Source organism: Caballeronia sp. LjRoot31 (assembly GCF_964253885.1).
GTDB lineage: Bacteria > Pseudomonadota > Gammaproteobacteria > Burkholderiales > Burkholderiaceae > Caballeronia.
This window is the reverse complement of record NZ_CAXURX020000003.1, coordinates 1221213-1244680: the sequence shown is the minus strand read 5'-3', so window position 1 is coordinate 1244680 and position 23468 is coordinate 1221213. Positions and strand designations below refer to the sequence as shown.

18 protein-coding genes and 1 pseudogene are annotated in these 23468 nt (G+C 59.7%); 4 read left to right on the top strand and 15 right to left on the bottom strand.

The features are described 5' to 3' along the window. Positions 1–115: 115 nt before the first annotated feature. Positions 116–817: an alpha/beta fold hydrolase gene (locus tag ACSQ8V_RS34265; RefSeq protein ID WP_436208779.1), complete on the bottom strand. Its 702-nt coding sequence runs from the start codon at positions 815–817 to the stop codon at positions 116–118. A gap of 169 nt (positions 818–986) precedes the next feature. On the opposite strand from ACSQ8V_RS34265, the gene ACSQ8V_RS34260 reads away from it, so the two are divergent. Together ACSQ8V_RS34260 and ACSQ8V_RS34255 are read left to right on the top strand one after the other, a co-directional pair. Continuing rightward, positions 987–1628, top strand: coding sequence for a CGNR zinc finger domain-containing protein (locus ACSQ8V_RS34260; protein WP_436208778.1), 642 nt, complete (start codon positions 987–989; stop codon positions 1626–1628). Between the two features lie 598 nt (positions 1629–2226). Beyond that, positions 2227–2508 carry a hypothetical protein gene (locus ACSQ8V_RS34255; RefSeq protein ID WP_436208777.1) on the top strand — a complete coding sequence of 94 codons (282 nt, stop codon included), beginning with the start codon at positions 2227–2229 and terminating at the stop codon, positions 2506–2508. Positions 2509–2693: 185 nt separating this feature from the next. On the opposite strand, the gene ACSQ8V_RS34250 is transcribed toward ACSQ8V_RS34255, so the two are convergent. Continuing rightward, positions 2694–4268 carry a methyl-accepting chemotaxis protein gene (locus tag ACSQ8V_RS34250; RefSeq protein ID WP_436208776.1) on the bottom strand — a complete coding sequence of 525 codons (1575 nt, stop codon included), beginning with the start codon at positions 4266–4268 and terminating at the stop codon, positions 2694–2696. A 609-nt stretch (positions 4269–4877) separates the two neighbouring features. On the opposite strand from ACSQ8V_RS34250, the gene ACSQ8V_RS34245 reads away from it, so the two are divergent. Continuing rightward, complete coding sequence (locus tag ACSQ8V_RS34245) at positions 4878–6170, top strand: MFS transporter (RefSeq protein ID WP_436208775.1); 1293 nt, start codon at positions 4878–4880, stop codon at positions 6168–6170. A gap of 262 nt (positions 6171–6432) precedes the next feature. Then, entirely contained in the window at positions 6433–7338 is a 906-nt protein-coding gene (locus tag ACSQ8V_RS34240; RefSeq protein WP_436208774.1) for a LysR family transcriptional regulator, read from the top strand. A gap of 1331 nt (positions 7339–8669) precedes the next feature. Here the strand turns inward: ACSQ8V_RS34240 and ACSQ8V_RS34235 are convergent. The 13 genes and pseudogenes from ACSQ8V_RS34235 to ACSQ8V_RS34175 all read right to left on the bottom strand — a co-directional run. After that, positions 8670–8903 (bottom strand): annotated as a pseudogene (locus ACSQ8V_RS34235) (ATP-binding protein); the annotation flags it as partial. Between the two features lie 33 nt (positions 8904–8936). Further along, on the bottom strand, positions 8937–10439 hold the full coding sequence (fliD, locus tag ACSQ8V_RS34230; RefSeq protein ID WP_436186155.1) for a flagellar filament capping protein FliD: 1503 nt from the start codon (positions 10437–10439) through the stop codon (positions 8937–8939). Between the two features lie 691 nt (positions 10440–11130). Next, positions 11131–12081, bottom strand: coding sequence for a 3-hydroxyacyl-CoA dehydrogenase (locus tag ACSQ8V_RS34225; RefSeq protein WP_436208773.1), 951 nt, complete (start codon positions 12079–12081; stop codon positions 11131–11133). 187 nt (positions 12082–12268) lie between these two features. Further along, positions 12269–12919, bottom strand: coding sequence for a GntR family transcriptional regulator (locus ACSQ8V_RS34220; RefSeq protein ID WP_436209247.1), 651 nt, complete (start codon positions 12917–12919; stop codon positions 12269–12271). A gap of 368 nt (positions 12920–13287) precedes the next feature. Continuing rightward, the gene (locus ACSQ8V_RS34215; protein ID WP_346730459.1) at positions 13288–13632 is read right to left on the bottom strand and encodes a hypothetical protein; all 345 of its coding nucleotides are present in this window, start codon (positions 13630–13632) and stop codon (positions 13288–13290) included. Positions 13633–13702: 70 nt separating this feature from the next. Beyond that, positions 13703–14119: a universal stress protein gene (locus ACSQ8V_RS34210; RefSeq protein ID WP_436208772.1), complete on the bottom strand. Its 417-nt coding sequence runs from the start codon at positions 14117–14119 to the stop codon at positions 13703–13705. A 94-nt stretch (positions 14120–14213) separates the two neighbouring features. Then, a complete protein-coding gene (locus tag ACSQ8V_RS34205; protein WP_436208771.1) occupies positions 14214–14855 on the bottom strand; it encodes a lytic transglycosylase domain-containing protein in 642 nt (213 codons plus the stop codon). Positions 14856–15045: 190 nt separating this feature from the next. Then, complete coding sequence (gene kdpE / locus ACSQ8V_RS34200; protein ID WP_213762931.1) at positions 15046–15744, bottom strand: two-component system response regulator KdpE; 699 nt, start codon at positions 15742–15744, stop codon at positions 15046–15048. After that, entirely contained in the window at positions 15741–18533 is a 2793-nt protein-coding gene (locus ACSQ8V_RS34195) for a DUF4118 domain-containing protein (RefSeq protein WP_436208770.1), read from the bottom strand. The genes kdpE and ACSQ8V_RS34195 overlap by 4 nt, the downstream gene beginning before the upstream one ends. After that, the gene (gene kdpC / locus ACSQ8V_RS34190; protein WP_213762935.1) at positions 18533–19114 is read right to left on the bottom strand and encodes a potassium-transporting ATPase subunit KdpC; all 582 of its coding nucleotides are present in this window, start codon (positions 19112–19114) and stop codon (positions 18533–18535) included. The genes ACSQ8V_RS34195 and kdpC overlap by 1 nt, the downstream gene beginning before the upstream one ends. An 86-nt stretch (positions 19115–19200) precedes the next feature. Then, the gene (kdpB, locus tag ACSQ8V_RS34185; protein ID WP_436209246.1) at positions 19201–21258 is read right to left on the bottom strand and encodes a potassium-transporting ATPase subunit KdpB; all 2058 of its coding nucleotides are present in this window, start codon (positions 21256–21258) and stop codon (positions 19201–19203) included. 120 nt (positions 21259–21378) lie between these two features. Beyond that, a complete protein-coding gene (gene kdpA, locus ACSQ8V_RS34180) occupies positions 21379–23187 on the bottom strand; it encodes a potassium-transporting ATPase subunit KdpA (protein ID WP_436208769.1) in 1809 nt (602 codons plus the stop codon). After that, positions 23184–23279, bottom strand: coding sequence for a potassium-transporting ATPase subunit F (locus tag ACSQ8V_RS34175; protein ID WP_035566418.1), 96 nt, complete (start codon positions 23277–23279; stop codon positions 23184–23186). Before ACSQ8V_RS34175 ends, kdpA begins: the two co-directional genes overlap by 4 nt. Positions 23280–23468 lie beyond the last annotated feature (189 nt).

Genomic DNA, 23468 nt, shown 5'->3' with positions numbered 1-23468 from the left:
CCTACAGTTACGCCAGATGCCCTTGGCGATAAAGCGACTGCGTAAGGACACGAGCGCTCAGCCCATCGGGCTGAATTCATGGAATCCTGCGGCAGGCACGAAGCTCTCGGGTCTGTCAGACGTGCGCTTCACGAACTTCACGCACGGCCTGAAGAATCAGGTCAACAACGAGACCTGGCGCCGTGACACTCGGTGTGTGGTCAACCGGGTGCGCGCTCACCCGCGCGTTCATACGCTCAGCCATGAAGCGCTGAGTCTCGGCGACGATCATGTGATCCTCCTCGGCCAGCAGATACCAGCTCGGCACATCCTTCCAAAGCGGACGTCCTACGGGAACGCTGATACATGCCGGCGAGATCGGGCGCTGAACGGCGGCCAATACCGCCAATTCTTGCGCCGATGCGTTTTGGGCAAAGGCCGCGGCAAACGCCTCCTGGGGCAACCAGATCAAGCCATGGCTATCAGGACCGAGCTTTGGCGCTGCGGGGTGCGGCTCGTTTCGATAGAACACATCGGCTACCGTTTCTCCCTCGGCGGGGCCAAGCGCGGCGATGTAGACCAGCGCCTTGATCCTGGGGTTGCGTGCGGCGCCAATGACCGCGCCGGCGTAGGCGTGACCCGCCAGCACAACAGGCCCTTCAATCCGTTCCAGGGTTCGATCAAGCGCCGCGACGTCATCGTCCAACGTCGTTAACGGCACAGGGACAGTAACCGCACTAACCCCGTTTTCCTGGAGTCCATTTATCACTTTGCTCCAGCTAGAGCCGTCGGCCCAGGCTCCGGGTACGAGCACTACTTTCACATCGCTTTCAGGCATTTTCGTCTCCCATGTTCAGAGGTAAATCCAGGCGAAGGCGGACTCCGTCGCAGCGAGTTGGCCCTCCATTCGAGTAACCTTCTTAATGCATTTGAGAAGGTTATTCTATGATGTGGTAACCTGTCAACCGTCTTTTAGAAGGTTATTTTCATCCATTTTGAGGTAGCCAATGCCCCAGCAATTTCCCGCGATGTTCATAGCCGATTCGGCTGGCCTGGACTTTTTGAATTCGGTGGCCACGCCCGTCGACGTCCCGATCGACTGGATCGACGACGGCGAGGGCCTGCTGGCCTGGCTCGAGCAGTCGCAACTGGTACCTGTGGAAGTGCTGCGCACGATGCGCGAGCGCGCCATGCCGGGCGAGCTCGATCGCCTGGCGGACCAGGCGCGCAGTCTGCGTGAGTGGTTCAGGCTATTCGTCCGTGAGCACAAAGGCCGTCCGCTTGAGTCTGCGGATCTGCGGGAGCTGGAGCCTCTGAACCTGCTGCTCGCGCGTGATGAAGCCTTTGGGGAAATCGTCGCTCACGAAGCTCACGGAGCTCACGAAAAGGAGACGGTGGGTGCGCTCACGTTTGAACGTTCACGGCGCTGGAGTTCGCCGGAGTCCTTGCTTCTGCCGATCGGGGAAATCCTGGCGAAGCTTGTTTGCGAGGAGGACTTCACGCACGTGAAGGCGTGCGAAGGTCCGACATGCACATTGATGTTCGCCGATCACACTCGGGGACACGCGCGGCGCTGGTGCAGCATGGCGGCTTGCGGTAACCGGGCAAAACAAGCGGCGCACCGGAATCGGATCAAGGAACAAAGTTGAAACTGTCTGCTGAGATTTCGGCGCGGTTTCGACATGGTTGATGTGACGATCCCCGCTATTCCATGGTTTCCATGGTTCTCGACCTTCAGCCTGGACGGTTCAGCGAGCAATGGAACGGAACACCCGATCCCGTCTGTCGATCATTTTTCTTCGGAGTCTGGACGAGTTGCCAAGAACACTCGACGTTGAATATCCAGGAAACGCGATGGGCGATCCGGGGGCGGTGACGTGCTTTGTAATGTGTACGCCCTCGTCCCAGGAAACGCTGCATGGGCGAGCGGATCGCAGTTCGTGGTCGCTTTACCAATAGCGGCGCAGCAAGCGGCGAAGGCGAATGATCGCAAGGTTTTGAGGGGTGCGAGGTATTTGTAAAGCGGAGAGACTATAAATCAACTGTCCATTCTCAGAACTCGCGTGACAAGCCTCGCAGGCAAGATTTAACGGTCGGCACGGCGGCATTGCCAGTATGCCGATCTCCAACGAAAACGCCGGTGGCGCACGTCTGAAGTTCTCTCGCGGGCTCTCTTGTTCACATTGGTTTGTGAAGCAGGGATCGCTTCGTGACCGTCTTTGGAATCCGGCGACAAGGGAGATGGAAATGAAACGTTTAATGACTGTGACCTGCGCTGCATTTTCTTTGACAGCTTTCGCGCACGCCCAGAGCCCTGACGACTACGAAGAGGGAATCGCGGCAGGACAGTTGGGCACTGCGTTGTATAACCTGGCGAATCCCGATAGGCCGCTGCCGATGCCCGCAGCCGACGTATCGCAAGATTCCAAAGCTTTGCAACGAGCAGCCTCGACACCAAATTCAGCAGGGCCCGGCATCAACCCGGTCGCAGACGCTGATCGGAAAAAGATTAAGCCCTACGCGCAATGATTACCTCATGAAGGTGGGGGTTCCCGCGTGCCCGGTAAATATCACAGGGCGCAGCCGCGCTACTCCAACAGTGTTTCGCCGGGCGCGTTGCACCTTGACTCCCTGTCATCGGCCCCTTCCACTCGGCAATTCCTTTTGAGCAAAATCGCGCCTGACCGCTCGGTATTCGCGGGTTCGGACTGACCTCAATTGCTTCCCACCCTTACCCTAAAAACACCCACCGCTTCCCGCAAGCCTCTGGCCTGATCGGCCATTGCTTGCGCTGCCGCCGTTGCTTGTTCGACCAATGCGGCGTTTTGTTGCGTCACTTCGTCCATCTGGCCGACAGCGATGCTGACTTGCTCAATGCCGGTGCTTTGCTCAGACGAAGCGGCCGAGATTTCGCCCATGATGTCGGTCACCTGTTTAATCGAGTTCAACAATTCGTTCATGCTCTTGCCGGCTTCGGCTACGAGGCCTGAACCCGTGTCGACGTGATCGAGCGACTCACCAATCTGATCCTTCACTTGCTTGGCCGCGCTCGCGCAGCGTTGGGCCAGCGTACGCACTTCTCCGGCGACGACTGCGAAACCGCGCCCCTGCTCACCTGCGCGCGCAGCCTCAACCGCAGCGTTCAGCGCGAGGATATTGGTTTGAAACGCGATGCTCTCGATCAGATTGGTGATCTCGCTTACTTTCGAAGCGCTAGCGGATATATCCCGCATCTTCGTCACCACGCGCTCAACCACATGCCCGCCTGCCGTGGCTGCATCAGACGCAGTCTGGGCAAGCATGTTTGCCTGTTTCGCATTGTCAGTATTCTGCTTCACCGTGGACGTCAGCTCTTCCATGCTCGCCGCGGTCTGCTCAAGCGAAGCCGCTTGTTCCTCCGTGCGTTGCGACAGGTCGACGTTACCCTGGGCCATTTCATTGGCCGCGACGGCGATCGAATCAGCCGATGTCTTGATCCCCGCGACGATGCTGCTCAGTTGTGCGCGCATTGCCTCCAGCGACGCCATCAAACTCCCGCTTGCGCCGCGCGCGATCACGACCGGCACGGCGAGGTTTCCACCCGCGATCTCACTGGCTACGCGTTGCGCTTCGCTGGGCTCCGCGCCGAGTTGCTTAAGGATGCTGCGCGTGATCAGCAACGCGCCTATCACGCCAACGATCAGCGCGGCAAACGCCGCACCGATCATCGCGACTCTAAGCTGCGCATAGCTGCTCTCAGCCTGGTTCGCCTTGTCATGCATGGTCGTTTTCTCAAGCTCGATCAGCGATCGAAGCGTGCCTCGCCATTCAGTTTGCTTCGGAACAACGTCTTGCAATAACGCCTTGCCGGCCTGGGCTTTCTCATTTGAAAGAATGAGTTGAACGGCATTGGCCATTAGCGGCCGCGTGGTGGCTTCATCGGTTCTCAGCTTGGCTAGAAGTGTTTGCTCCGTGTCCGTTATTGCCCCACTCGACACAAAGATGTCATTCAAGGCGCGCGACGCGTCCGCATAGATGCCTTCTTCGTGCTTTATTTTTTCGACGTTGGCCTTCACGTCGGCCTCGTTATCGACCAGCATCATGTCGCGGATGGCGATGGAACGTTGGTCGAGGGAGGAGCGCATCGTCTGGGCAAGCGTCATTTCTTCCGTGCTACGGTCGACAATACTCGTCAGTGCCCCGTTAATTTTTGACATGCCGACCAAGCCGACGATAGACACTACGCCGAGAAGAACAAGTAACGCGCCGAAGGCGACAAACAGGCGGGTCACAACTTTAAACTGGCTCATCAAAATGACCTTGTAGATTAAAATTTAAAGCACGCGATTTCTGATTTAGCGAACCAAACACCGATATTAAATTCTTTCAATTTGCTGTCTTGCAAGCCATTTAAACGGTGTTCTATAGATGTGCTTGCGTCGGCCTCCGTCGACATATCGTCGACTTTTGGAGGGCTCGCGTTCCAATGGAAAGAGCGTTCGGGTGCGCAATTGGATGCAAAGGACGGGCAGTCAGGCTGTCGAATCGTCAAAGCGTGCGCCTGTGCGATCCAGCATGCCTGCCGTTCGATCGCTTGCTATATGACGGTTGGCGGAAAAGCGCAAACTTCCCCTACTTATCGGCGGATAGCGGCCGATCTTTAGCGGTGGTTGGACCACCGCACAGACTGCATCAAAACGACGAGCTTTGAAAAATGCGAAAGACGCTCGTGCCTTGAATGTATAAAACTGGACGGTACGAAAACGTGCCGGGTAGTCGCGATACCGGTATAGACAGCGGACTGGCTGCGCCATCGCTCACGCCGTACGATCCGGGTTGAAGCTCGCTCGCTTCCTCACTTCGCGCCAGACGGTTGCTCCCCGAAAACACTCAACCGCCACGCTGACCCGGACAGAACGATGGACAAACAAACGGCAAGCGTACGTTACAACGATCATCCAGAAGCGGAGGAGGAGTTCACCCACTGGCGGCGTAATCTCATCGTCTGCGTATTTGGATCATTCACGACCATCGTGGCCATGACGCTCATGTTGCCGTTCTTGCCGCTTTACGTGGAGCAACTAGGCGTCAAGGATCACGCCGCGATAGTCCAGTGGTCCGGCGTCGCTTACGGTGCAACGTTTTTCACCGCCGCACTGACCGCGCCGCTTTGGGGACGGCTTGCCGATCTCTACGGCCGCAAGCCGATGCTGATCCGCGCCAGCCTCGGCATGGCCATCATCATGTCCTTGATGGGGATGGCCCATAACGTCTGGCAACTCGTTGGCCTCAGACTTCTTGCAGGCTTGCTTGGCGGCTTTGCGTCGGGCTCCACCGTGCTGGTCGCCACCCAGACACCGAAAGACCGATGCGGCTGGGCACTCGGTGTCCTGTCTTCCGGCATCATGGCCGGCAATCTGGTCGGCCCGATTATTGGTGGATCACTGCCGCCGTTGATTGGAATACGGTCGACCTTTCTTGCCTCGGGTGCCCTTATTTTCATTACGTTTCTGGCGACCGTATTCTTCGTCAAGAACGAGCGTCACTCGGGCTTGAACAAGAAGGGGAAACGGCGTGGGAGCTGGGGTGAAATTGGAGACAAGCGGCCGACTGTCGCCATGCTGGTGACCGGCATGCTCCTGATGCTGGCAAACATGTCGATCGAGCCGATTATCACGGTGTACGTGGCGCAAATAGTCGATGTCCATCAGGTCACGTTTGTCGCGGGACTGGTGATGTCGGCGGCGGCATTGGGCAGCATTCTCTCGGCCTCGTACCTGGGCAAGCTCGCCGATCGCATAGGGCATTGGAACGTCATTATCGGCTGCCTCGCGGTGGCGGGCATCCTGCTGATCCCGCAAGCGTTTGTCACGCGGGGCTGGCAATTGGTGATTCTGCGATTCCTGATGGGTCTGGCGCTTGGCGGACTGCTGCCTTGCGTTGCCAGCGTGATCCGGCACAACGTACCGGCGTCGGTCGCAGGCAATATGCTCGGTTACTCGACGTCTGCCCAATATACCGGGCAGGTTGTCGGACCGCTTGCCGGCGGTTTCGTCGGAGGACATTTCGGCATGCGGGAAGTGTTTTTCGGCACCTCGGCGTTGATGATCGCGGGCGCGGTTTATAACTGGATTCTCAGGGCAACCGTTGTCGACAAAGCCCCTGACTCATCGCTAAGCGGTGCGGTCGAGCAAGCCGCCAAGGACCGCTGATCACAGCGCTGATTAGCCTGGCAGCCTCGGTCAACGAGTGTCCTGCGCTTCAGATCTCGAATCCACTGCGCGCCCAGAAGCGGTTCCATGCCGGCAAACGCCTTGTTTGCCGGTTAGCTCATGCCCCGTGCCACAATCATGGCCAGCGCGCTTGTGAAACGCGTGTGCCTGACCTAATCCGATGCAACCTTCCGTGCCCGTCCTTCGGAGAAATTCTGACGTATCGGCGATATCGCTCGATCTTTAACCGTTTGAGGTCTGCATGGAGCTGCGACAACTCCGCTATTTCATTGCGGTAGCCGAAGAAATGAACATCACGCGCGCGGCCGATCGTCTGCACATGACACAGCCGCCGCTTAGCCGGCAGATCCAGCAGATAGAAGAAAGTGTCGGGTTGCCGCTGTTCGAACGCGGTTCGCGGCCTTTGCGCCTGACCGAAGCGGGGCGCGTTTTCTACGCGCAGGCAAAGCGCCTGATCGATGAAAGCGACGAGCTCGTCCCGCTCACACGCAGGCTTGCGCAACTGGCGGAACGCATTGTGATCGGCTTCGTGCCGTCTACTCTTTACGGTGCGCTGCCGCAGGTCATCCGTGCATTTCGCGAGGCCGCTCCGCAGATCGAATTGTCGCTGATCGAGATGTTCACGCTCGAACAACTCGGCGCATTAAAGGGCGGACGAATTGATGTCGGCTTTGGACGACTGCGTTTCGACGATGTGCAACTGACGCGCGAAGTACTCGTCGAGGAACGGATGATTGCCGCGCTGCCGGAAGATCATCCGTTAGCGGATGCTTCTGTGGAGTTGACGCTGGAGGATATGGCCCGCGAGACGCTGATTGTGTATCCGAGTTCGCCGCGTCCGAGTTATGCGGACCAGCAGTTATCGGCACTGCGCGATCATGCGCTTGAACCTGCCGCCGTACATGACGTGCGGGAATTGCAGACAGCGCTTGGGCTCGTTGCGGCGCGAGTGGGTGTGTCGCTTGTGCCGGAGAGCGTTGATGGTTTGAGGGTGCATGGCGTCGTCTACCGGCACCTGCCCGAACCGGGCCCCACGTCGCCGATCATCATGAGCCGCCGGCTTCAGGACGAAGGGCAGACCACGGCCCTCTTCTGTTCCATTGCGCGTGATTTGTTCCGTCGCGGACAGACTTTGGGGCGTTGCTGATCGAAGCGATGTTCGCTAGTGACTAGCGCGCCTGGCAGGACCGGTACGTTAAAAAAAAGTCCCACCCGGGCGGGATGGGACTTAAGCACGACGAGGATCACCTTCGTCGCGGGACACACCCTCGGAAGGGTGATGCTAGTGTGTCTGGATTCGCGCCGAAAGGAAATAATGTCGGGGTTGATCTGACAACATTTAACGATCTGGGGGTGGAGTTTGGTCGCTAGGGGATGGGGGGCGGGGTCTATGCTGGGGTGGTCGGTTCTGGGTTAGCGGTCGGGGATGGTGCTGGGTTGGTCGGTTCTGGGGTTAGCGGTCGGGGTCAATGCCGGGTTGCTGCTTTCGGCCTTAGCGGTCTGCGAGAGTTGGATTTTCTCTTTATCACTATTAGCCACTGTGCGTGGCGGCACGTCATTTCTTTGTCCAAAGCGACAAAGAAACGAAGCAAAGAAAACGCTTTTAAACCACGCTACCCTAAGTGTCCACAGCGTGCAGTTTCTATTCATGGGTGCCCCAAAAGCACGGTGCTCGCCAGAGCCACGGATGTGTGAAACCCTCCTTCTCCGAACACCGATACCCACACGCTTCGCCACCAGTGATTGAACCTGCCCAAGGAGCACCCCGCGCTATCCGCGGACACCAACCACCAACTATGTGCGCACCTCGAACCACGTCGCTAACCCACGGAGAAACCAGGTCACGAAAATGCGTGCGGCCGTAACCGACGAAAATAGCTGTACAGAACGCGCAGCCAATTCAAAAAACGGAAGTAGTAAAAACAAACACGCATGAAGCTGTGGCCAGTGAATGCGGTCGCACAGACCAGGAGCTAACCCGTCAAAAAACCGCAGCCGTAAATACCCGTGGGGCCGTGCGGGTTCCTTAGCAAGGGTGCTTGCCCGAGAGCGTACGGGGCGAAGCGTGTTCGTGTCAGGATTCGCGAGAAGGAGGGGTTCACACATCCTTCGCTCTGGCAAGCACCGTGCTTTTGGGGCACCTATGAATCAAAACTGCACGCTGTGGACACTTAGGGTAGCGTGGTTTAAAAGCGTTTTCTTTGCTTCGTTTCTTTGTCGCTTTGGACAAAGAAATGACGTGCCGCCACGCACAGTGGCTAATAGTGATAAAGAGAAAATCCGACTCTCGCAGACCACCACGGCCGAAAGCACCAACCCGGCATTGACCCCGACCGCTAACCCAGAACCGACCACCCCGACCACTAACCCGGAACCCAACACCCCGAGACCCACCCCTAAGCCCATGCAAGCGCCCCACCGCTCGCGCAAATACCCGTAGAGAGCCTCCATTTGCCGATATCCGACTAACTTGGCCCGACCAAGCCCAAACCTGCCGGCGAGGCGGCCGCGGCTACCGTCCAGCCGATGAAACGACTCGAAGATACGTGTCCGCTCCGCAACCGGAATACCGGAGCCCTCGTCGTCCACGATCAGCGCGAGCGCGCCCACCGGCCCCAAACATGCGCTCAGCGAAATGGTGCGCTGCGCGTAGCGGGTACTGTTGCGAATCAGGTTCAACAAGGCCCTTGCAACCAGCTCTTCGCCGCACAACGAACCGCCACTCGTCGCGCGGCGCGTTCCTCGTCAACCCTTGTTTCCGGCCAGTGCGCCCGCACTGTTGGCCCCGCCGAACAATGCGGTCAGATAGTTCGCATTGCTACTCATCTGCGCCATCAGCGTGTTGAGTGCAGTGAACTGCGCGTTGTAGCTGTTCGTCAGTTGCGCAGCGAACGCGTCCAGCTTCGTGCCCTGGACCTTGATGTTCTCGAGGTCCTTGTTGAGCGACGTTGTCCTGATATCGAGCAGGCCATCTTTCTTGAGAAAGGTCGTGAGGGTCTTGTTCATCTCCGCACCGAGACCGGAGGTCGAATTGAACAACGCGTTGACCGTGCCGGGTTTGTTGGTCAGCGCGGCGTTCAGCGCGGTTTCGTCGATCTTCAACGTGCCGTCCTGTTGCAGCACGATACCGATAGACCCCAGGTTCGCCATTCCCTTGGTCTCGCCCCCTGCCGTCGGAACGCCCTTGCTGATCACGGATGCAAGCGCATTCTTGACCGTGTTCATCATCGAGTCGCCGAGCAATGGTCCGCCTTGCGAGCCCTTGGGTTGCGACTTGTCGAAAGAAGTCAGCGACGCAGCCATGTTGACGAAGTTGTTATACGCCGTGACGAAGGCCTTGATCGAGGTCTGCTGGGCGGTCGGGTCGGAGGTGACGCTCAGCGTCTGGGTCGTGCCCACGGACTCGGAGGTCAGGTTGATCGACAGCCCCGCAATCGCCGATGTCACGCTGTTGCTCGGGCTGCTGACCTCCGTGCCGGCCACCGTCAGCAACGCGTCCTTGCCAGCCGCGGTTTGCTTCCAGTTCTCCGATGTCCCGATAGTCGTGTACGGCGCCACGGTCTTGGTCGGGTCCGAGGGGTCGACAGTCGAGGTGGACGAGCTGACGTTGAGCTTCGATAACCCGGTGTTGTCGCCCGAGCCAGCCGGCGTGACCTCCACCGAGATACCGTTCGCCACGCCCGTGGTGGACGAGTGCAGCACGAGATGCGCGCCGTCCGTACCGGTGATCACGGTCGCGCTCACGCCGGGATTGCCGGAGGCTGAATTGATCGCGGCTGCAATGCCGCTCAGCGTGTTATTCGACGAATCGATCTTGATCGAAACGTCCTTGCCGCCCACCGAGAGTTTCAGCGTGCCGGTACCGAGCGTGTCCTTGGCGCCGAACGCGCCCGAAGTGATACTTTGCGATGTCGCGATGTTGGTGACCTGGATCGCATAGCTGCCCGTCGTGGCGCCCTTGCCGGCAGTAGCGGTCAGGCCCTTGCCATCGGCCTTGGCCGTGACAGCGGACAACGCGGTGCCGTCGGACAGCGACCCCAGTGAGCTTTGCAGCAGCGACAGGACCGATTTCAACGAACCGACAGCCGTCAGGAGGGAAGTGCTGGTCTTCTGTTTGGCCGAGTTGGTCGCATTCAATCCGGCAACCCGTGCGTTGACGATAGCTTCGACAAGCGCCGGAACGTCGGTATTCTTGCCCGTCGAGCCGTTGATTAGAGATTGTCCCGCGGACTTGATTGCGTCAGACATAAATAGTGGAACTCCCTTGTTAAATCCCGGGTTGGGCTGATCAACAGTCAGCCTTCACACGCGATGGCACTTTTGTGACACGAGCCGGGAAAAAGCCGTTCAAGTCGCTGGTAACCGGCTTTGAATTGCGGCTCTGATTTGCTCATTCGCGTGTTGTGTCGCCGCGCGGCATGAGCGGCAGCGCATGCAAGCCAATGCTACGATTAATTATCTATAGATTACGGTAAGCCGACTAAATACTTTAGGTAAGTTTTCAGTTTTGTCGGAAAATTTCCGAATTCCGTGGCTTGAGGGAGCGTCGAATCGGAACGGATTCAAAAGGGATAAGGGGAAGCCGCGCGCCTAGCCACCTTCATGCTGGCGACCGCATCGCGGCATCTCGCCCTGTTTCAGCCGGCGAGAAGACATTCAAAAGCGTGCGACGGATGCTCCTGGAGCGCGCGTTCAAGCACTCGACAGCACCTGCATCGAGCGTCTTTTCTACTCCAGGGAACGGATCATCATCGCGCCGTCGGCTCTTCCGCCAAGGCGTCCGCATGTCGCTGCTGTCGGCGCGGCAACGGTCGATCTCGGCGGCGGTGCTATCGAACCAGTAGGGGCGCTGCTCTTTCACATCCCACAGCGCTCCCTCGCCAAGATGATTGCTGGCATCGACGATCAGTCAGGCTTCGATCATGGCTGTCTACCGTTATCAGCCCTTGTCGTCATCGAACTTCGACGTCGCGCGACGATGCGCCAGCAAGGCCATCAGCCGCCGGTCACGCCAACGGCTACGGCTTTCTATTTCGTCGCGTGGCAACACGTCGCGGCGTTCAGCATCGAGTCTCGCGATGCTGGCAGGCGACCAGTCGAACGGCACGCTGTCCTTTGCAAAGGCGCGGTACATCGCTCCATAACGCGCGGCATAATCCGCCACGCCGCCGGGCGCGTTCAGGTCGATGGTTTCAAACGGCCCCATGAACGACCACCGCAGCCCGAGGCCGTCGCGCATCACGGTGTCAAGATCCGCGGCGCTTGCGTAGCCCCGTGCGTAGAGGCTCAATGCTTCGTCCAGAAGCACGCCTTGCAAGCGGTTCAGTAGAAAACCCGGGATCTCGCGCGCAACGGTCACGGGCTCCTGGCCCGCCCCTTCGTACAATGCACGCGCACGGGCCAATGTGTCCGGCGACGTCCACGGCGCCCCGCATAACTCGACCAGCGGCACGAGCGAAGGCGGATTCACCGGGTGCGCCACAAGGCACCGCGCGCGGCCCTCCAGTGCTTCGGTGAACGTGGAGGCAGGCAAGCCGGAGGTCGAACTGGCCAGCAGCGTGTCGGGGCGCGTCAGCTTGTCCAGTTCGGCGAACAATGTGCGCTTGACCTCCACGATCTCCGCAATGTTCTCCTGCACCAGATCGACATCGCTCACCGCGTCCGCGAGCCGTTCACATGCCGTAACACGCGACACGATCCGCTCTTCCGGCTCGTCGACGAGTCCGTACTTGCCAAGGTCCGAGACACTGCTGCGGATAGACGGAATCGCGCCGTCGAGCATCGCGCGGTCGGCGTCGTGAAGCCTGACCTCGAAACCCGCACGCGCAAACACGATCGCCCACGCCCGGCCTATCCGTCCCGATCCAATCACTGCAACGCGTCTGCTCATGGTGTAGTTCCATCGACGATCAAGCTTTTTTATCGCGCAACGTAACCACGGCAGACGGTACAACCAGCACGCGCAACCCCGCGTGCGGTTCAACATCTGTAGAACCGTCGTGCTTGTCTACGTCGTTTTTTGGGGGCAGCTCACAGGATTGGACAGCTCGGGGCACCGCTCAACTCACAGGCCCAAGTCAACCTGAGGCCCTGGCCGCTTCCCTGCTCTGCAGGCGCTCCTGCAAGTCCGCAGCGGCGCCGCCGATGTCCTCCTCTATGCCCGCCCGCGCGCCTTCTCCGTCGCCCTTCCAGAGGGCATCGACGATCTTGCGGTGCGCCGCCATCGACAACCGCATATGCGGAATGTCCGGTGCCACGAGATTCAGGAACGGGCCAATACGCATCCAGAGATTCTGGATGGTCGCGAGCGTCAGGTCGCTCGCGCCATGCGTATAGATTGCTATATGGAATTCGAAATTGCTGCGCAGGTACGCGGATACATCGCCGGCTTCCACGTGGGCATTCATGGCGTCGAACACCGCTTGCAGCGCGTTCAAATGGTCCCTGGTCATCCGCGATGCCGCCCGCTTCGCCACGCAGCCTTCAAGGGCTATCCGCACGTCGCGCAGCTCTTCGAGCAGGTCGAGCGTCATGGGCGGCACCATCAACGCGCGACCCGGTCCATCGATCAACGCGCCTTCGGCTTGCAGCCGTGTGAGCGCGGCGCGCACCGGCATGGTCGATGAACCGACGGCTTCGGCTACCCCGCGCAAGCTCAGCGCCTGACCGGGTGCAAAACGTCCCGTCATGATCGCCTCGCGCAACTGCGCGTAGACGCGGCCCGCCATGGTCTCGCGCGCCACCAGCTCAAGCGGCAGCGCGTCCGCGCTTGTTTCACGTGTTGTCAATTAAACAGCTCCTTACGATATATGTGACCTGTGATCACATAGTAGCAAGAAGTTTGGTGCCCTTGCCGCTCTTAGTCAACCTTCAAGTTCTAAGGGAAAACGCGGCTGCCGGGGCGTCCGCGCGAACGATCCGGCAAGCACACCGGCCTGCATGACCGGCGCTTTCGCCGTGGCGCCGAAAGAGGATCGAGGACCGGTTTGCGAGGACGACTCATATGCGGCGGTCGGCGTCCAGGCAGGGTCGTCGCGTGCAAGCCGATAAACGGTGAAGCGTTCACGCTCTGGGCGGGTGCAGTCAAGCAAATCGCTTAAAGTCCCACCGCGGCCGGATTCATTTCGATGTGCAAAACGACCAGCCACATCTTCGGACAATCGGGCGCTATCTTGAGCGCCGGGTTGGTCTTGTCCACGGGCGTGATACAGCCCTTCTCGCGCGCCAGCAAATACGCGCGCCGTGCGTCTGACTGCAGCCATATGCTCACGAGACCGCACGTCAGGAAACTGAACATGGTCGTGATAAGACCCGGCGCGCCCGGATCAAGCTGCTGAACCGCATACGCGAATGCCGTGGTCAGAACCTGGTTCGCCACGATAGCGACACACACCACCTTCGCCATGCCCCTGATCCGCATGGCCGTATGAAGCTTTAACACGATTGTGTACTCTTGACTGAACGCTGGTGAATGTTAGTTCGTTGATTGCCGTGCTTATCGTCGTGCTTACTTAGTGAACCATCGTCACCGGTGTTTGCATGCTGCGCCACAACTTGTTCATCACCCACCAGCGGGTAAGAAAGCCCAGGTGACTGGCATCGACCAGGACAATGTCCGAGCGTTTTTCAGCCGCGCACGCTGCAATGGTTCCAGCCACGGACCCAAACACACGTGACCAGTGATACGGAACCCCCGCGTCGTCCAGAATGGCGCGTGTTTGGCTAAGCGCGCTCAGCATCGCGCGCTTTTCCTGCAAGCGCAGCGCACCACGGGAATGAAACGCACTGGCGCGCCCCTGGTCCGGAGGCTCAAGCACCTCCATCAACTCGACCTCGGACACGCAGTGCTCGGCGAAAAGGAATGCAGCATGCCGTGCGGCCTGAAGCGCGCCGTCCTTGTTTATCACCGGTATCAGTACCCGTAACATAAGCGTCCCCGTTTCAGCTATGACTACAACTTGATTACAGCAGGTCCGGTGTTAAACGCGAGCAGAGTTTCGAGCCTGCGGCGTAAAAATTGTGTCAAGGCGACCTTACAAGCGCATCCTTGGCTGCATCGCCCGGCGGCGCGTGCAGGCCGGCCGAGAACTGCCTCATGCGAAAAGCCACGCGTTGGGCGTATCCCTTGCCGCCGCCGCTGTATCGTTTGAGGGCGACGCCCAAGTCGCCGCCTGACGCATCAAGATACTCGCGCAGGATTGAAGACCCTATTCGCACGTTCTCGCCAGGCTCGGTCAAGTCGTTGCCCGATGCAAATACCTGCGGATGAGCAGCCGGGAGGATCTGCATCAGCCCCTGCGCGCCGGCAACGCTGACCGCCTGCCGGTCGAACCCTGACTCGGTTGCAATGACCGCGAGCAATAGCACGGGTGACATTGCATATTCGTTTGCCGCGCTGATGACCGCACGCGCAATCAGCGTGGCCTCCTGCCGGGCCACCCGGAACTGCCGCCATAACACCGCCGCTACATTTGCAACCTGTGGCGATTCGCCGGATGAGGATTCAATGCTTGCCGATATCTTCCCATCCGGCACTGACCGGTCATTGGCTACATCCGTTGCATCGGCTGCGTATGCCGCGCTTGCGGCCATGAACGAAAACGCGCAGAGGGCAAGTTTCGCGCGCAACTGTCGCCTTGATTCTTTTGACTGCTTCTCATGCATCACGGCCCCTTCTCGTTTGCGTTCGGGAAGGCTACGCTGCCCGACGTATCGATCGGGATAAAAGCTGACCATGCCGTATCAAGAACCCGTCAAGACGTGAGCGTTCAGCATCGAATTGCGCCAGCGCACCATCAGACTCGCATGGGAACGCCGCTAAATAACGCATCAAACCAATGCATCAAACCAATGCCTACTGCGCACCCACCAGCCGGTAACCCACCCCAGTCTCCGTCACGATATGAACCGGCTGCGCCGGATCAAGCTCCAGCTTGTGGCGAAGGTGTCCCATATAGACACGCAGATAGTGCTGGTTCTCCACATACGCGGGTCCCCATACTTCGCGCAGCAATTGCTGATGCGTGATGACTCGCCCGGCCTGGCGTACCAGCGTAGTCAGCAGTCTGTATTCGATCGGCGTGAGGTGAATCAGCTCACCATCACGCGTGACACGCCTTTCAGACAGATCCACCGATACCGGCCCAAACCGGACCTGCGGTGTCTCCTGCTGCCCGCCGCGGTTACGCCGTCTTAGCTGCGCACGGATTCGCGCGAGCAACTCCGACACACCAAATGGCTTCGTCAGATAGTCGTCCGCTCCCGCATCCAGCGCTGCAACCTTGGCGTCTTCGTGCGTGCGTGCCGAGAGCACGATCAACGGTTGTTCGGTCCAGGTACGCAGTTCACGAATCACGTCGATACCATCGGTGTCCGGCAAGCCAAGGTCAATGACAATGAGATCAGGCAGCCGAAAGGCGGCTTCGCGCAAACCCTGCTGTCCCGTTTCGGCTTCGAACACGGTCATGCCCTGTGCTTCAAGCGTACTCCTTACGAAACGACGAATCTGCTTGTCATCTTCTATGACGACGATGGTCAACGTAGGCTCGCTCATGGAGTATCCGTATGCACGGCCGCGTCCGGCCCGTCGCCATCTTCCTCAGGAAGCGCCTCGAAGGGTGGCGCCTGATCGGCCGGCAACGTGAACCAGAACCTTGCGCCCAACACCTTCCCTTCACCATTCACCCTGTTCTCAGCGCCGATCTTCCCGCCATGCGCCTCCACGATCGCCCGGCATATAGCCAGGCCCAGACCAATCCCCGGCATGGCTGATTCCTTCTCTCCGCGCGTGAATTTATCGAAGAGCGTTTGTTGTATGCCCGGCGGCAGGCCCGGGCCGTTATCGTCGACGCAAACCCTCACGTAGCGCTCGCCCAAATGCTGTTCGGCCGCTGCGTGGATGGACAGCGATGAATCGCGCGGCGTGTATTTCGCCGCATTCTCAAACAGGTTCGCGAGCAGCCGTTCCATCAGAACCGCATCCAGTTGTATCAATGGAAGGTCGGCCGGAACGCGAACCTGTACGGCGTGCCCGGCGAGCGTACGGCGGCATACCGCCAGCGCCGCGCCAACCACCTCTTCCAGCATCAGCCACTGCCGGTTCAGACGGATGCTGCCCGCCTGGAGCCGGGCCATGTCGAGCAGATTCGTCACCAGCCCGCTCATGCGCAGTGCTTCCTCGTGGATTGCGTGAACCAGCTCGCGCGCAGTGTCGGCCGAGCCGTTGTGAATGCGCTGCTGCTCCTCCAGCACCGAAGCGAATCCGACGATCGAAGTCAGCGGCGTGCGCAGGTCGTGCGAGATGGCCGACAGCAACGAGTTGCGCATGCGCTCCGACTCCATGTTGACCAACGCATCCTGCGCGATCTCGACGTAGTGGACACGTTCAAGCGCGAGCGCGATCTGGGAAGCGAACGTGTCGATCATGCGTTGCTGTTCAGGGACCGCAAGCTCGGCTGCATGAGCGGTGATAAGTGCCAAGACCCCTCGGGTACGCATTGGCGCCTTGAGTGGCAGATAGAGCGCATTGCTGGCTGGCAGCGTGTCCGTGCCGCGTCCCGCAGGCTTTTGTTGGTCGTATACCCACTGGCCGATGTCAAGGTCGAGATCGGCGGCATCGAGTGTGAACTGCGGATTGGGATCGTCGACTTTCTGGCGGATTTTTTCCGTACTGTCGGGCAGCAGAATGGCGACCTTGGCCTGGAAGATTTCGCCTACGTGGCGCGTTCCAATTTCGATGATCTGTTCGGTCATCAACGCGCCGCCCAGTTCCCGCGTCATCGCGTACATGGCGCCCGTGCGCCGCTCGCGCAACGAAGCTACCCGCGCCTGACGCCGAAGATTCGAAGTCAGATGGCTGATCGTGAGCGAGGTCAGCAACATCACGAAGAAAGTCAGCAGGTATTGCGTATCTGAAACGGAAAAGGAAAGTTGTGGCGGAACAAAGAAGAAATCAAACGCTGCGACGCTAACGAATGAAAGCAGTACACCCGGACCTCGTCCGAGCCGGACTGCGGCAAAGACAACGCCGAGCAAATACAACATCACGAGGTTCGTGAGGTCGATATGACGCGATAGCAGGCTCGCCAGCGCCGTGATCGCGACGCCGATTGCAGCCGCATAAAAATAGGCGTTGGGCGAAGAACGGGCTTCGTTGCGGACAGTGGCGAATACCGGGATGCTTGTATCGCGCTCGCGGCCTTCCTTGGCCGCTTTCACGCCCACCAGCGTCACATCGATATCGTGCGCATGGTGCACCAGTGCTTCGGCAACGGGTCGATCAAGCAGACGCCGCCAGCCCGGTGCGTCAGACGCGCCCGCCACGATCTTGGACACGTTGCGCATGCGCGCGTATGCGACCAGCGTGGTGGCCGCGTCGGCACCGTCAAGGGTCACTGTCTCGGCGCCCAGCTCGGAGGCCAGCTTAAGCGCATCCAGCGTGCGTTTTCGCCATGCGTCAGGCAAGCGCTGCAGCTTGGGTGTTTCAACATAAACCGCGAGCCAATCCGCCTTGAGGCTCGCGGCAAGACGCGCGGCCGAGCGAACCAGCGTGGCGCTTTCAGGCCCCGGCCCGATGCAAGCGATAAGTCGCTCACGCGCCTGCCAGATCCGGCTAATGGACTGATCGGCACGATACTCTCGCATCTGCGCGTCCACGCGGTCGGCCGTTCGACGCAGCGCCAGTTCACGCAATGCAATCAGGTTGCCTTTGCGGAAAAAATTCTTGACCGCGTTTGCCGCTTGCTGCGGCATATAAACTTTTCCGTCCCTCAAGCGGTCCAGCAACTCTTCGGCTGGCAGGTCCACGAGCGTGACTTCATCGGCGAGATCGAACACGCGGTCAGGCACGGTTTCCCATACCCGGATACCCGTGATCTGCCCGACGATATCGTTCAGGCTCTCAAGATGCTGGACGTTGACGGTGGTGTACACGTCGATACCGGCGTCGAGCAACTCGTACACGTCCTGCCACCGTTTAAGGTGACGGGCGCCCTGCACGTTCGAATGCGCGAGTTCATCGACGAGAATCAGTTGCGGCTTGCGTGCAAGCGCTGCGTCGAGGTCGAATTCGGGCAGTTTCCGGCCGCGGTATTCGTACAGCGTCAGCGGCACGGCATCCAGCCCCTCCACCAGCGCAAGCGTCTCCTTGCGGCCATGTGTTTCGACAATGCCGACAACCGTATCGAACCCTTCCTCACGGCGACGATGCCCGGCTTGCAACATGGCATAGGTCTTCCCCACACCAGCCGATGCGCCGAAGAAAATCTTCAGCCTGCCACGCTGCTTTTTCTCTTCGTCGCGCTGGATCTTGTCGAGCAGCTCGTCGGGGTCGGGACGGTCCATCAGCTTGCGGGCTTCATTTCGTCAAGCGCCAGGTTCAGCTTCAGCACGTTCACGCGTGCCTCGCCAAGAATGCCGAACTGACGGCCGCTGGTTGCGCGTTGAACCAGTGCATCGACGTCGTTGTGTGACAGCTTGCGTGCCTTTGCTACACGGTCGATTTGATAAGCGGCGGCGGCCGGGCTGATCTCGGGATCAAGACCACTGCCTGACGATGTAACGAGGTCAACCGGTACCGGCGCCGTGTTCGTCGGGTCCGCGTCGTGCAAGGCGCTGATGCGTCCTTTCACCTCGTCCGCGAGCGCCGGGTTCGTCGGGCCAAGGTTCGAAGCACTCGAGCCTTGCGGGTTGTACGGGTTCGGCGAAGTAGCTGACAGGCGGCCCCAGAAATAGCCCGGTGCATCGAATTGCTGACCCAGCAGTTCCGAGCCAACCAGCTTGCCGTTCTTCTCGATCAGGCTACCGTTTGCCTGGCTCGGAAAGGCGGCATGCGAGACTGCGGTGACCACGATCGGATATACCAGCCCGGTCACAACGGTCAGTGCCGCGAACAACACGAGCACAGGACGAAGGATATTTTTCATGATGATTCAATCCAGTTAGATTGCAATGAGACCGAAGGTGGCAACGGCCGGGTATGCGACAAGCAGACCCAGCCGCCGTCTATCGGTCAGGCCCAGCCACACGCCGTAAGAATCATGTCGATGATCTTGATGAACGGGAACGGCAGCAAGATCCCGCCAAGGCCATACACCAGCAAATTGCGGCGCAGCAATGCCGCAGCGCCAAGCGGCCGATACTTCACACCCTTCAGTGCCAGCGGGATCAGGAACACGATAATCAACGCGTTGAAGATCACGGCGGACAAGATGGCAGACGACGGCGACGTCAGATGCATGATGTCGAGCACACGCAATTGCGGGTATGTCGATGCAAACGCGGCCGGGATAATGGCGAAGTACTTGGCCACGTCGTTCGCAATCGAGAACGTCGTCAGCGAGCCGCGCGTCATCAGCATCTGCTTGCCGATCTCGACAATCTCGATCAGCTTGGTCGGATTCGAATCGAGGTCGACCATGTTGCCGGCTTCCTTCGCCGCCTGCGTGCCGGTGTTCATGGCCACCGCCACGTCGGCCTGCGCCAGCGCCGGAGCGTCGTTGGTGCCGTCGCCCGTCATCGCAACCAGCCGTCCTTCCGCCTGATAACCACGGATGGTCGCCAGCTTCGCTTCGGGCGTAGCTTCCGCGAGGAAGTCGTCAACACCCGCTTCAGCCGCAATCGCCGCAGCGGTCAGGCGGTTATCACCCGTCACCATCACGGTCTTGATACCCATCTTGCGCAGCTCGGCGAAGCGCTCCTTGATGCCACCCTTGACGATGTCCTTCAACTCGATCACACCGAGGACACGCGCACCTTCTTCGCGCCGGTCGGCGACGACCAGCGGCGTGCTGCCGCGACGCGCGATTTCATCGACCGCATTCGATACTTCCTGCGGATAACGGCCGCCATGACGTTCAACGTAGGACTTGACCGCGTCGGCCGCACCCTTGCGAATCTCACGATCGGGCAAGTCGACGCCACTCATGCGCGTCTGTGCGGTGAAGCCCAGGAAGGTCGCATGCAGCGTCGCCATCTCGCGTTGGCGAATGTTGAAGCGCTGCTTGGCGAGCACGACGATACTGCGCCCTTCCGGCGTTTCGTCGGCCAGCGACGAAAGCTGGGCAGCGTCAGCCAGTTCCTGCTCCGAGAGACCCGGAGCCGGCACGAAGCTGGATGCCTGACGGTTGCCCAGCGTGATCGTGCCGGTCTTGTCGAGCAACAGCACGTCGACGTCACCCGCTGCTTCCACTGCACGGCCGGAAGTCGCAATCACGTTCGCCTGCATCATCCGGCTCATACCCGCCACACCGATAGCAGACAACAGTCCGCCGATGGTGGTCGGGATCAGGCAGACCAGCAAGGCGGCCAGCGCGGTGATCGTCACCACATGACCGGCCTTCACTGCGCTGACCGAGAACATCGAGAACGGCAGCAGCGTGGCAGTCGCGAACAGCAGCACCAGGCTCAGTGCCACGAGCAAGATGGTCAACGCGATTTCGTTAGGCGTTTTTTGACGCTTGGCGCCTTCCACCATCGCGATCATGCGGTCGAGAAACGCCTCGCCCGGGTTGACCGTCACGCGTACCACGATCCAGTCCGACAACACGCGGGTACCGCCCGTCACCGCGGTAAAGTCGCCACCCGATTCGCGGATAACCGGTGCGGACTCGCCCGTAATCGCGGACTCGTCGACTGAAGCCACGCCGTCGATTACCTCGCCGTCCGCCGGGATCACGTCACCCGTTTCGATCAGCACGATATCGCCCTTGCGCAACTCCGTTGCCGTCGTAATGCGCAACGCCGACTTCGGATTCGCCGACTCCAGCTTCTTCGCCATCACGTCGCGCTTGGCGCTTCGCAGCGACGCCGCTTGCGCTTTCGAGCGACCTTCGGCCAATGCTTCGGCGAAGTTCGCGAACAGCACCGTGAACCACAGCCATAGCGAAACGGCGAGAATAAATCCTGCCGGTGCTTCAGCCTGGCCCGAGAGGGCCGCGACCCACAACACCGAGGTCAGGATACTGCCGATGTAGACGCAGAACATCACCGGGTTCCGTAACTGGTGACGCGGACCGAGTTTCCTGAACGAGTCCGCAATCGCCGGCACGACGATGGCGGGGTCGAACATCGAACGGGCTGCCGAGCGTGAATGGCCACCCGACTCCGGCGTTTTCTCCGGTGCCTTGTTCGGCGTTTTCACTGGCGGTTTGACAATTGTGTTCATACTTTCCTCTGTATCAGTGACCGCTTATTTGCCCGAGAGCATCATCAGATGCTCGACCACGGGACCCAGCGCGAGCGCGGGTACGTACGTCAGTGCACCAACCAGCACCACAGTGCCGAGCAGCAACACGACGAACAGCGGACCGTGTGTCGGCAAGCTGCCTGCGGTCGTCGCAATACGCTTTTTAGCGGCAAGCGCACCGGCAATGGCCAGCACCGGGATGATCGAACCGAAGCGGCCGAACCACATGGCAACGCCGGTCGTGATGTTGTAGAACGGCGTGCTGACCGTGAGGCCCGCGAAGGCGCTGCCGTTGTTGTTGGCAGCAGAGCTATAGGCGTAAAGAATCTCGGAGAAGCCGTGCGGCCCGGGGTTCGATATGCCCGCTGTGCCCGCTGCCGTCAGCACGCCAATCGACGCACCAAGCAGCACCAGGAACGGCGTCAGCAACACGACGATCGCGACCATCTTCATCTCGTACGACTCGATCTTCTTACCGATGTATTCAGGTGTGCGACCGATCATCAGACCGGCGACGAACACCGCGAGCATGGCGAAGACCAGCATTCCGTATAAGCCGGACCCCACGCCGCCGAAGATCACTTCACCCAACTGGATCAACAACAGCGGTACGAAGCCACCCATTGGCGTCAGCGAGTCATGCGCGTTGTTCACGGCACCGCACGATGCAGCCGTGGTGGCGACCGTGAAGATGCCCGACTGCGCAATGCCAAAGCGTGTTTCCTTGCCCTCGGTGTTGCCGCCTGACTGCATCGCGGAAGCGCTTTGATCCACATGCAGCGACGCGAACAGCGGATTGCCGGCCTGCTCGAATGAGATCTCACCCCAGCACGCAATGGTGAACGCGATCGTCATAGCAGCCAGGATTGCGTAGCCCTGCCGCTTGTCGCCCACCATGCGTCCGAACACCACGCACAGCGCCGCCGGAATGACGAGCATCGCGATCATCTGGACGAAGTTGGAGAACGGCGTCGGATTTTCGTACGGATGGGCGGAGTTGGCGTTAAAGAACCCGCCGCCATTCGTGCCGAGCATCTTGATTGCTTCTTGCGAGGCAACCGGGCCCATCGCAATCGTCTGCTTGTCGGCCTTGTTGTCCACCATCACCGGATTGCCCTTGGCGTCCTTGACCGGGTTCCCCTGTGCGTCCGTCTTCGGCGTCTGGTAAGTCGTCACTTGAAGCGTGGCGACATCCTGGTACGACTCGAAGTTCTGGATCGCGCCCTGGCTCACGAACACCAGCGCGATAACCGTAGCGATCGGCGCAAGGATGTACAGCGTGATACGCGTGATGTCGACCCAGAAGTTGCCGATGGTCGTCGCGGTATGACGTGCGAAGCCCCGAATCAGCGCGACGACGACGGCAATGCCGGTCGCGGCCGAGAAGAAGTTCTGCACGGTCAGGCCGACCATCTGCGAGAGATAACTTGCGGTCGATTCAGGCGTGTAGTCTTGCCAGTTCGTGTTGGTCACGAAGCTGACAGCCGTGTTGAACGCGGCGTCCGGGGTCATGGGACCGAAGGCCTGCGGGTTGGACGGCAGCCACTGTTGCAAGCGCAGGAAACCGAACACGACGAGCGCGCCGAGTGCGTTGAACGCAAGCACGGCGAATGCGTAGTGCTTCCACGACATTTCAGACTTGTCGTCGACGCCCGCAAGCTTGTAAAGCAGCGCTTCGACTGGACGGCCGATGCGTCGGACAACGACTGACGAGCCATCGAGCACGGAGGTCATATATCGACCCAGCGGAATCGCGAGCGCGATCAGCACGACGATATAAAGGCCTGTTTGAAATACGGTATTGGCGTTCATTCCAGATCCTCCGCACGCAATAGTGCGTACACGAGGTACACGAACAAGAGCAGAGTCGAAGCACCTGCCAGCAACAGCATCCAGGTGGTCATGGGCGACCTCCCGGGGCGCGACGCAATTTGTCGCAACCGATGGCAAGAGCCGCGCCCACTGCCCAGAAGGCGATGATGCCGGCGATATATATCAGGTCCATTATTTTGATCTCCCGTAGCGGATTAGGACGTGCTGAAGGTTAGTTGATCGCGCGTAAACAGCCGGAAAAGAGAACTGGCGGGGATATA

What these genes read in the sequence shown, in the direction of transcription:
- fliD (WP_436186155.1), bottom strand. Translation starts at nt 10,439, where the DNA reads ATGTCTGACGCAATCAAGTCCGCGGGACAATCTCTAATCAACGGCTCG.
- ACSQ8V_RS34250 (WP_436208776.1), bottom strand. Translation starts at nt 4,268, where the DNA reads ATGAGCCAGTTTAAAGTTGTGACCCGCCTGTTTGTCGCCTTCGGCGCG.
- ACSQ8V_RS34245 (WP_436208775.1), top strand. Translation starts at nt 4,878, where the DNA reads ATGGACAAACAAACGGCAAGCGTACGTTACAACGATCATCCAGAAGCG.
- ACSQ8V_RS34220 (WP_436209247.1), bottom strand. Translation starts at nt 12,919, where the DNA reads ATGGCGGGCCGCGTCTACGCGCAGTTGCGCGAGGCGATCATGACGGGA.
- ACSQ8V_RS34210 (WP_436208772.1), bottom strand. Translation starts at nt 14,119, where the DNA reads ATGTTACGGGTACTGATACCGGTGATAAACAAGGACGGCGCGCTTCAG.
- kdpC (WP_213762935.1), bottom strand. Translation starts at nt 19,114, where the DNA reads ATGAAAAATATCCTTCGTCCTGTGCTCGTGTTGTTCGCGGCACTGACC.
- ACSQ8V_RS34260 (WP_436208778.1), top strand. Translation starts at nt 987, where the DNA reads ATGCCCCAGCAATTTCCCGCGATGTTCATAGCCGATTCGGCTGGCCTG.
- kdpE (WP_213762931.1), bottom strand. Translation starts at nt 15,744, where the DNA reads ATGAGCGAGCCTACGTTGACCATCGTCGTCATAGAAGATGACAAGCAG.
- kdpB (WP_436209246.1), bottom strand. Translation starts at nt 21,258, where the DNA reads ATGTTCGACCCCGCCATCGTCGTGCCGGCGATTGCGGACTCGTTCAGG.
- ACSQ8V_RS34255 (WP_436208777.1), top strand. Translation starts at nt 2,227, where the DNA reads ATGAAACGTTTAATGACTGTGACCTGCGCTGCATTTTCTTTGACAGCT.
- ACSQ8V_RS34205 (WP_436208771.1), bottom strand. Translation starts at nt 14,855, where the DNA reads ATGCATGAGAAGCAGTCAAAAGAATCAAGGCGACAGTTGCGCGCGAAA.
- kdpA (WP_436208769.1), bottom strand. Translation starts at nt 23,187, where the DNA reads ATGAACGCCAATACCGTATTTCAAACAGGCCTTTATATCGTCGTGCTG.
- ACSQ8V_RS34175 (WP_035566418.1), bottom strand. Translation starts at nt 23,279, where the DNA reads ATGACCACCTGGATGCTGTTGCTGGCAGGTGCTTCGACTCTGCTCTTG.
- ACSQ8V_RS34225 (WP_436208773.1), bottom strand. Translation starts at nt 12,081, where the DNA reads ATGAGCAGACGCGTTGCAGTGATTGGATCGGGACGGATAGGCCGGGCG.
- ACSQ8V_RS34195 (WP_436208770.1), bottom strand. Translation starts at nt 18,533, where the DNA reads ATGGACCGTCCCGACCCCGACGAGCTGCTCGACAAGATCCAGCGCGAC.
- ACSQ8V_RS34240 (WP_436208774.1), top strand. Translation starts at nt 6,433, where the DNA reads ATGGAGCTGCGACAACTCCGCTATTTCATTGCGGTAGCCGAAGAAATG.
- ACSQ8V_RS34265 (WP_436208779.1), bottom strand. Translation starts at nt 817, where the DNA reads ATGCCTGAAAGCGATGTGAAAGTAGTGCTCGTACCCGGAGCCTGGGCC.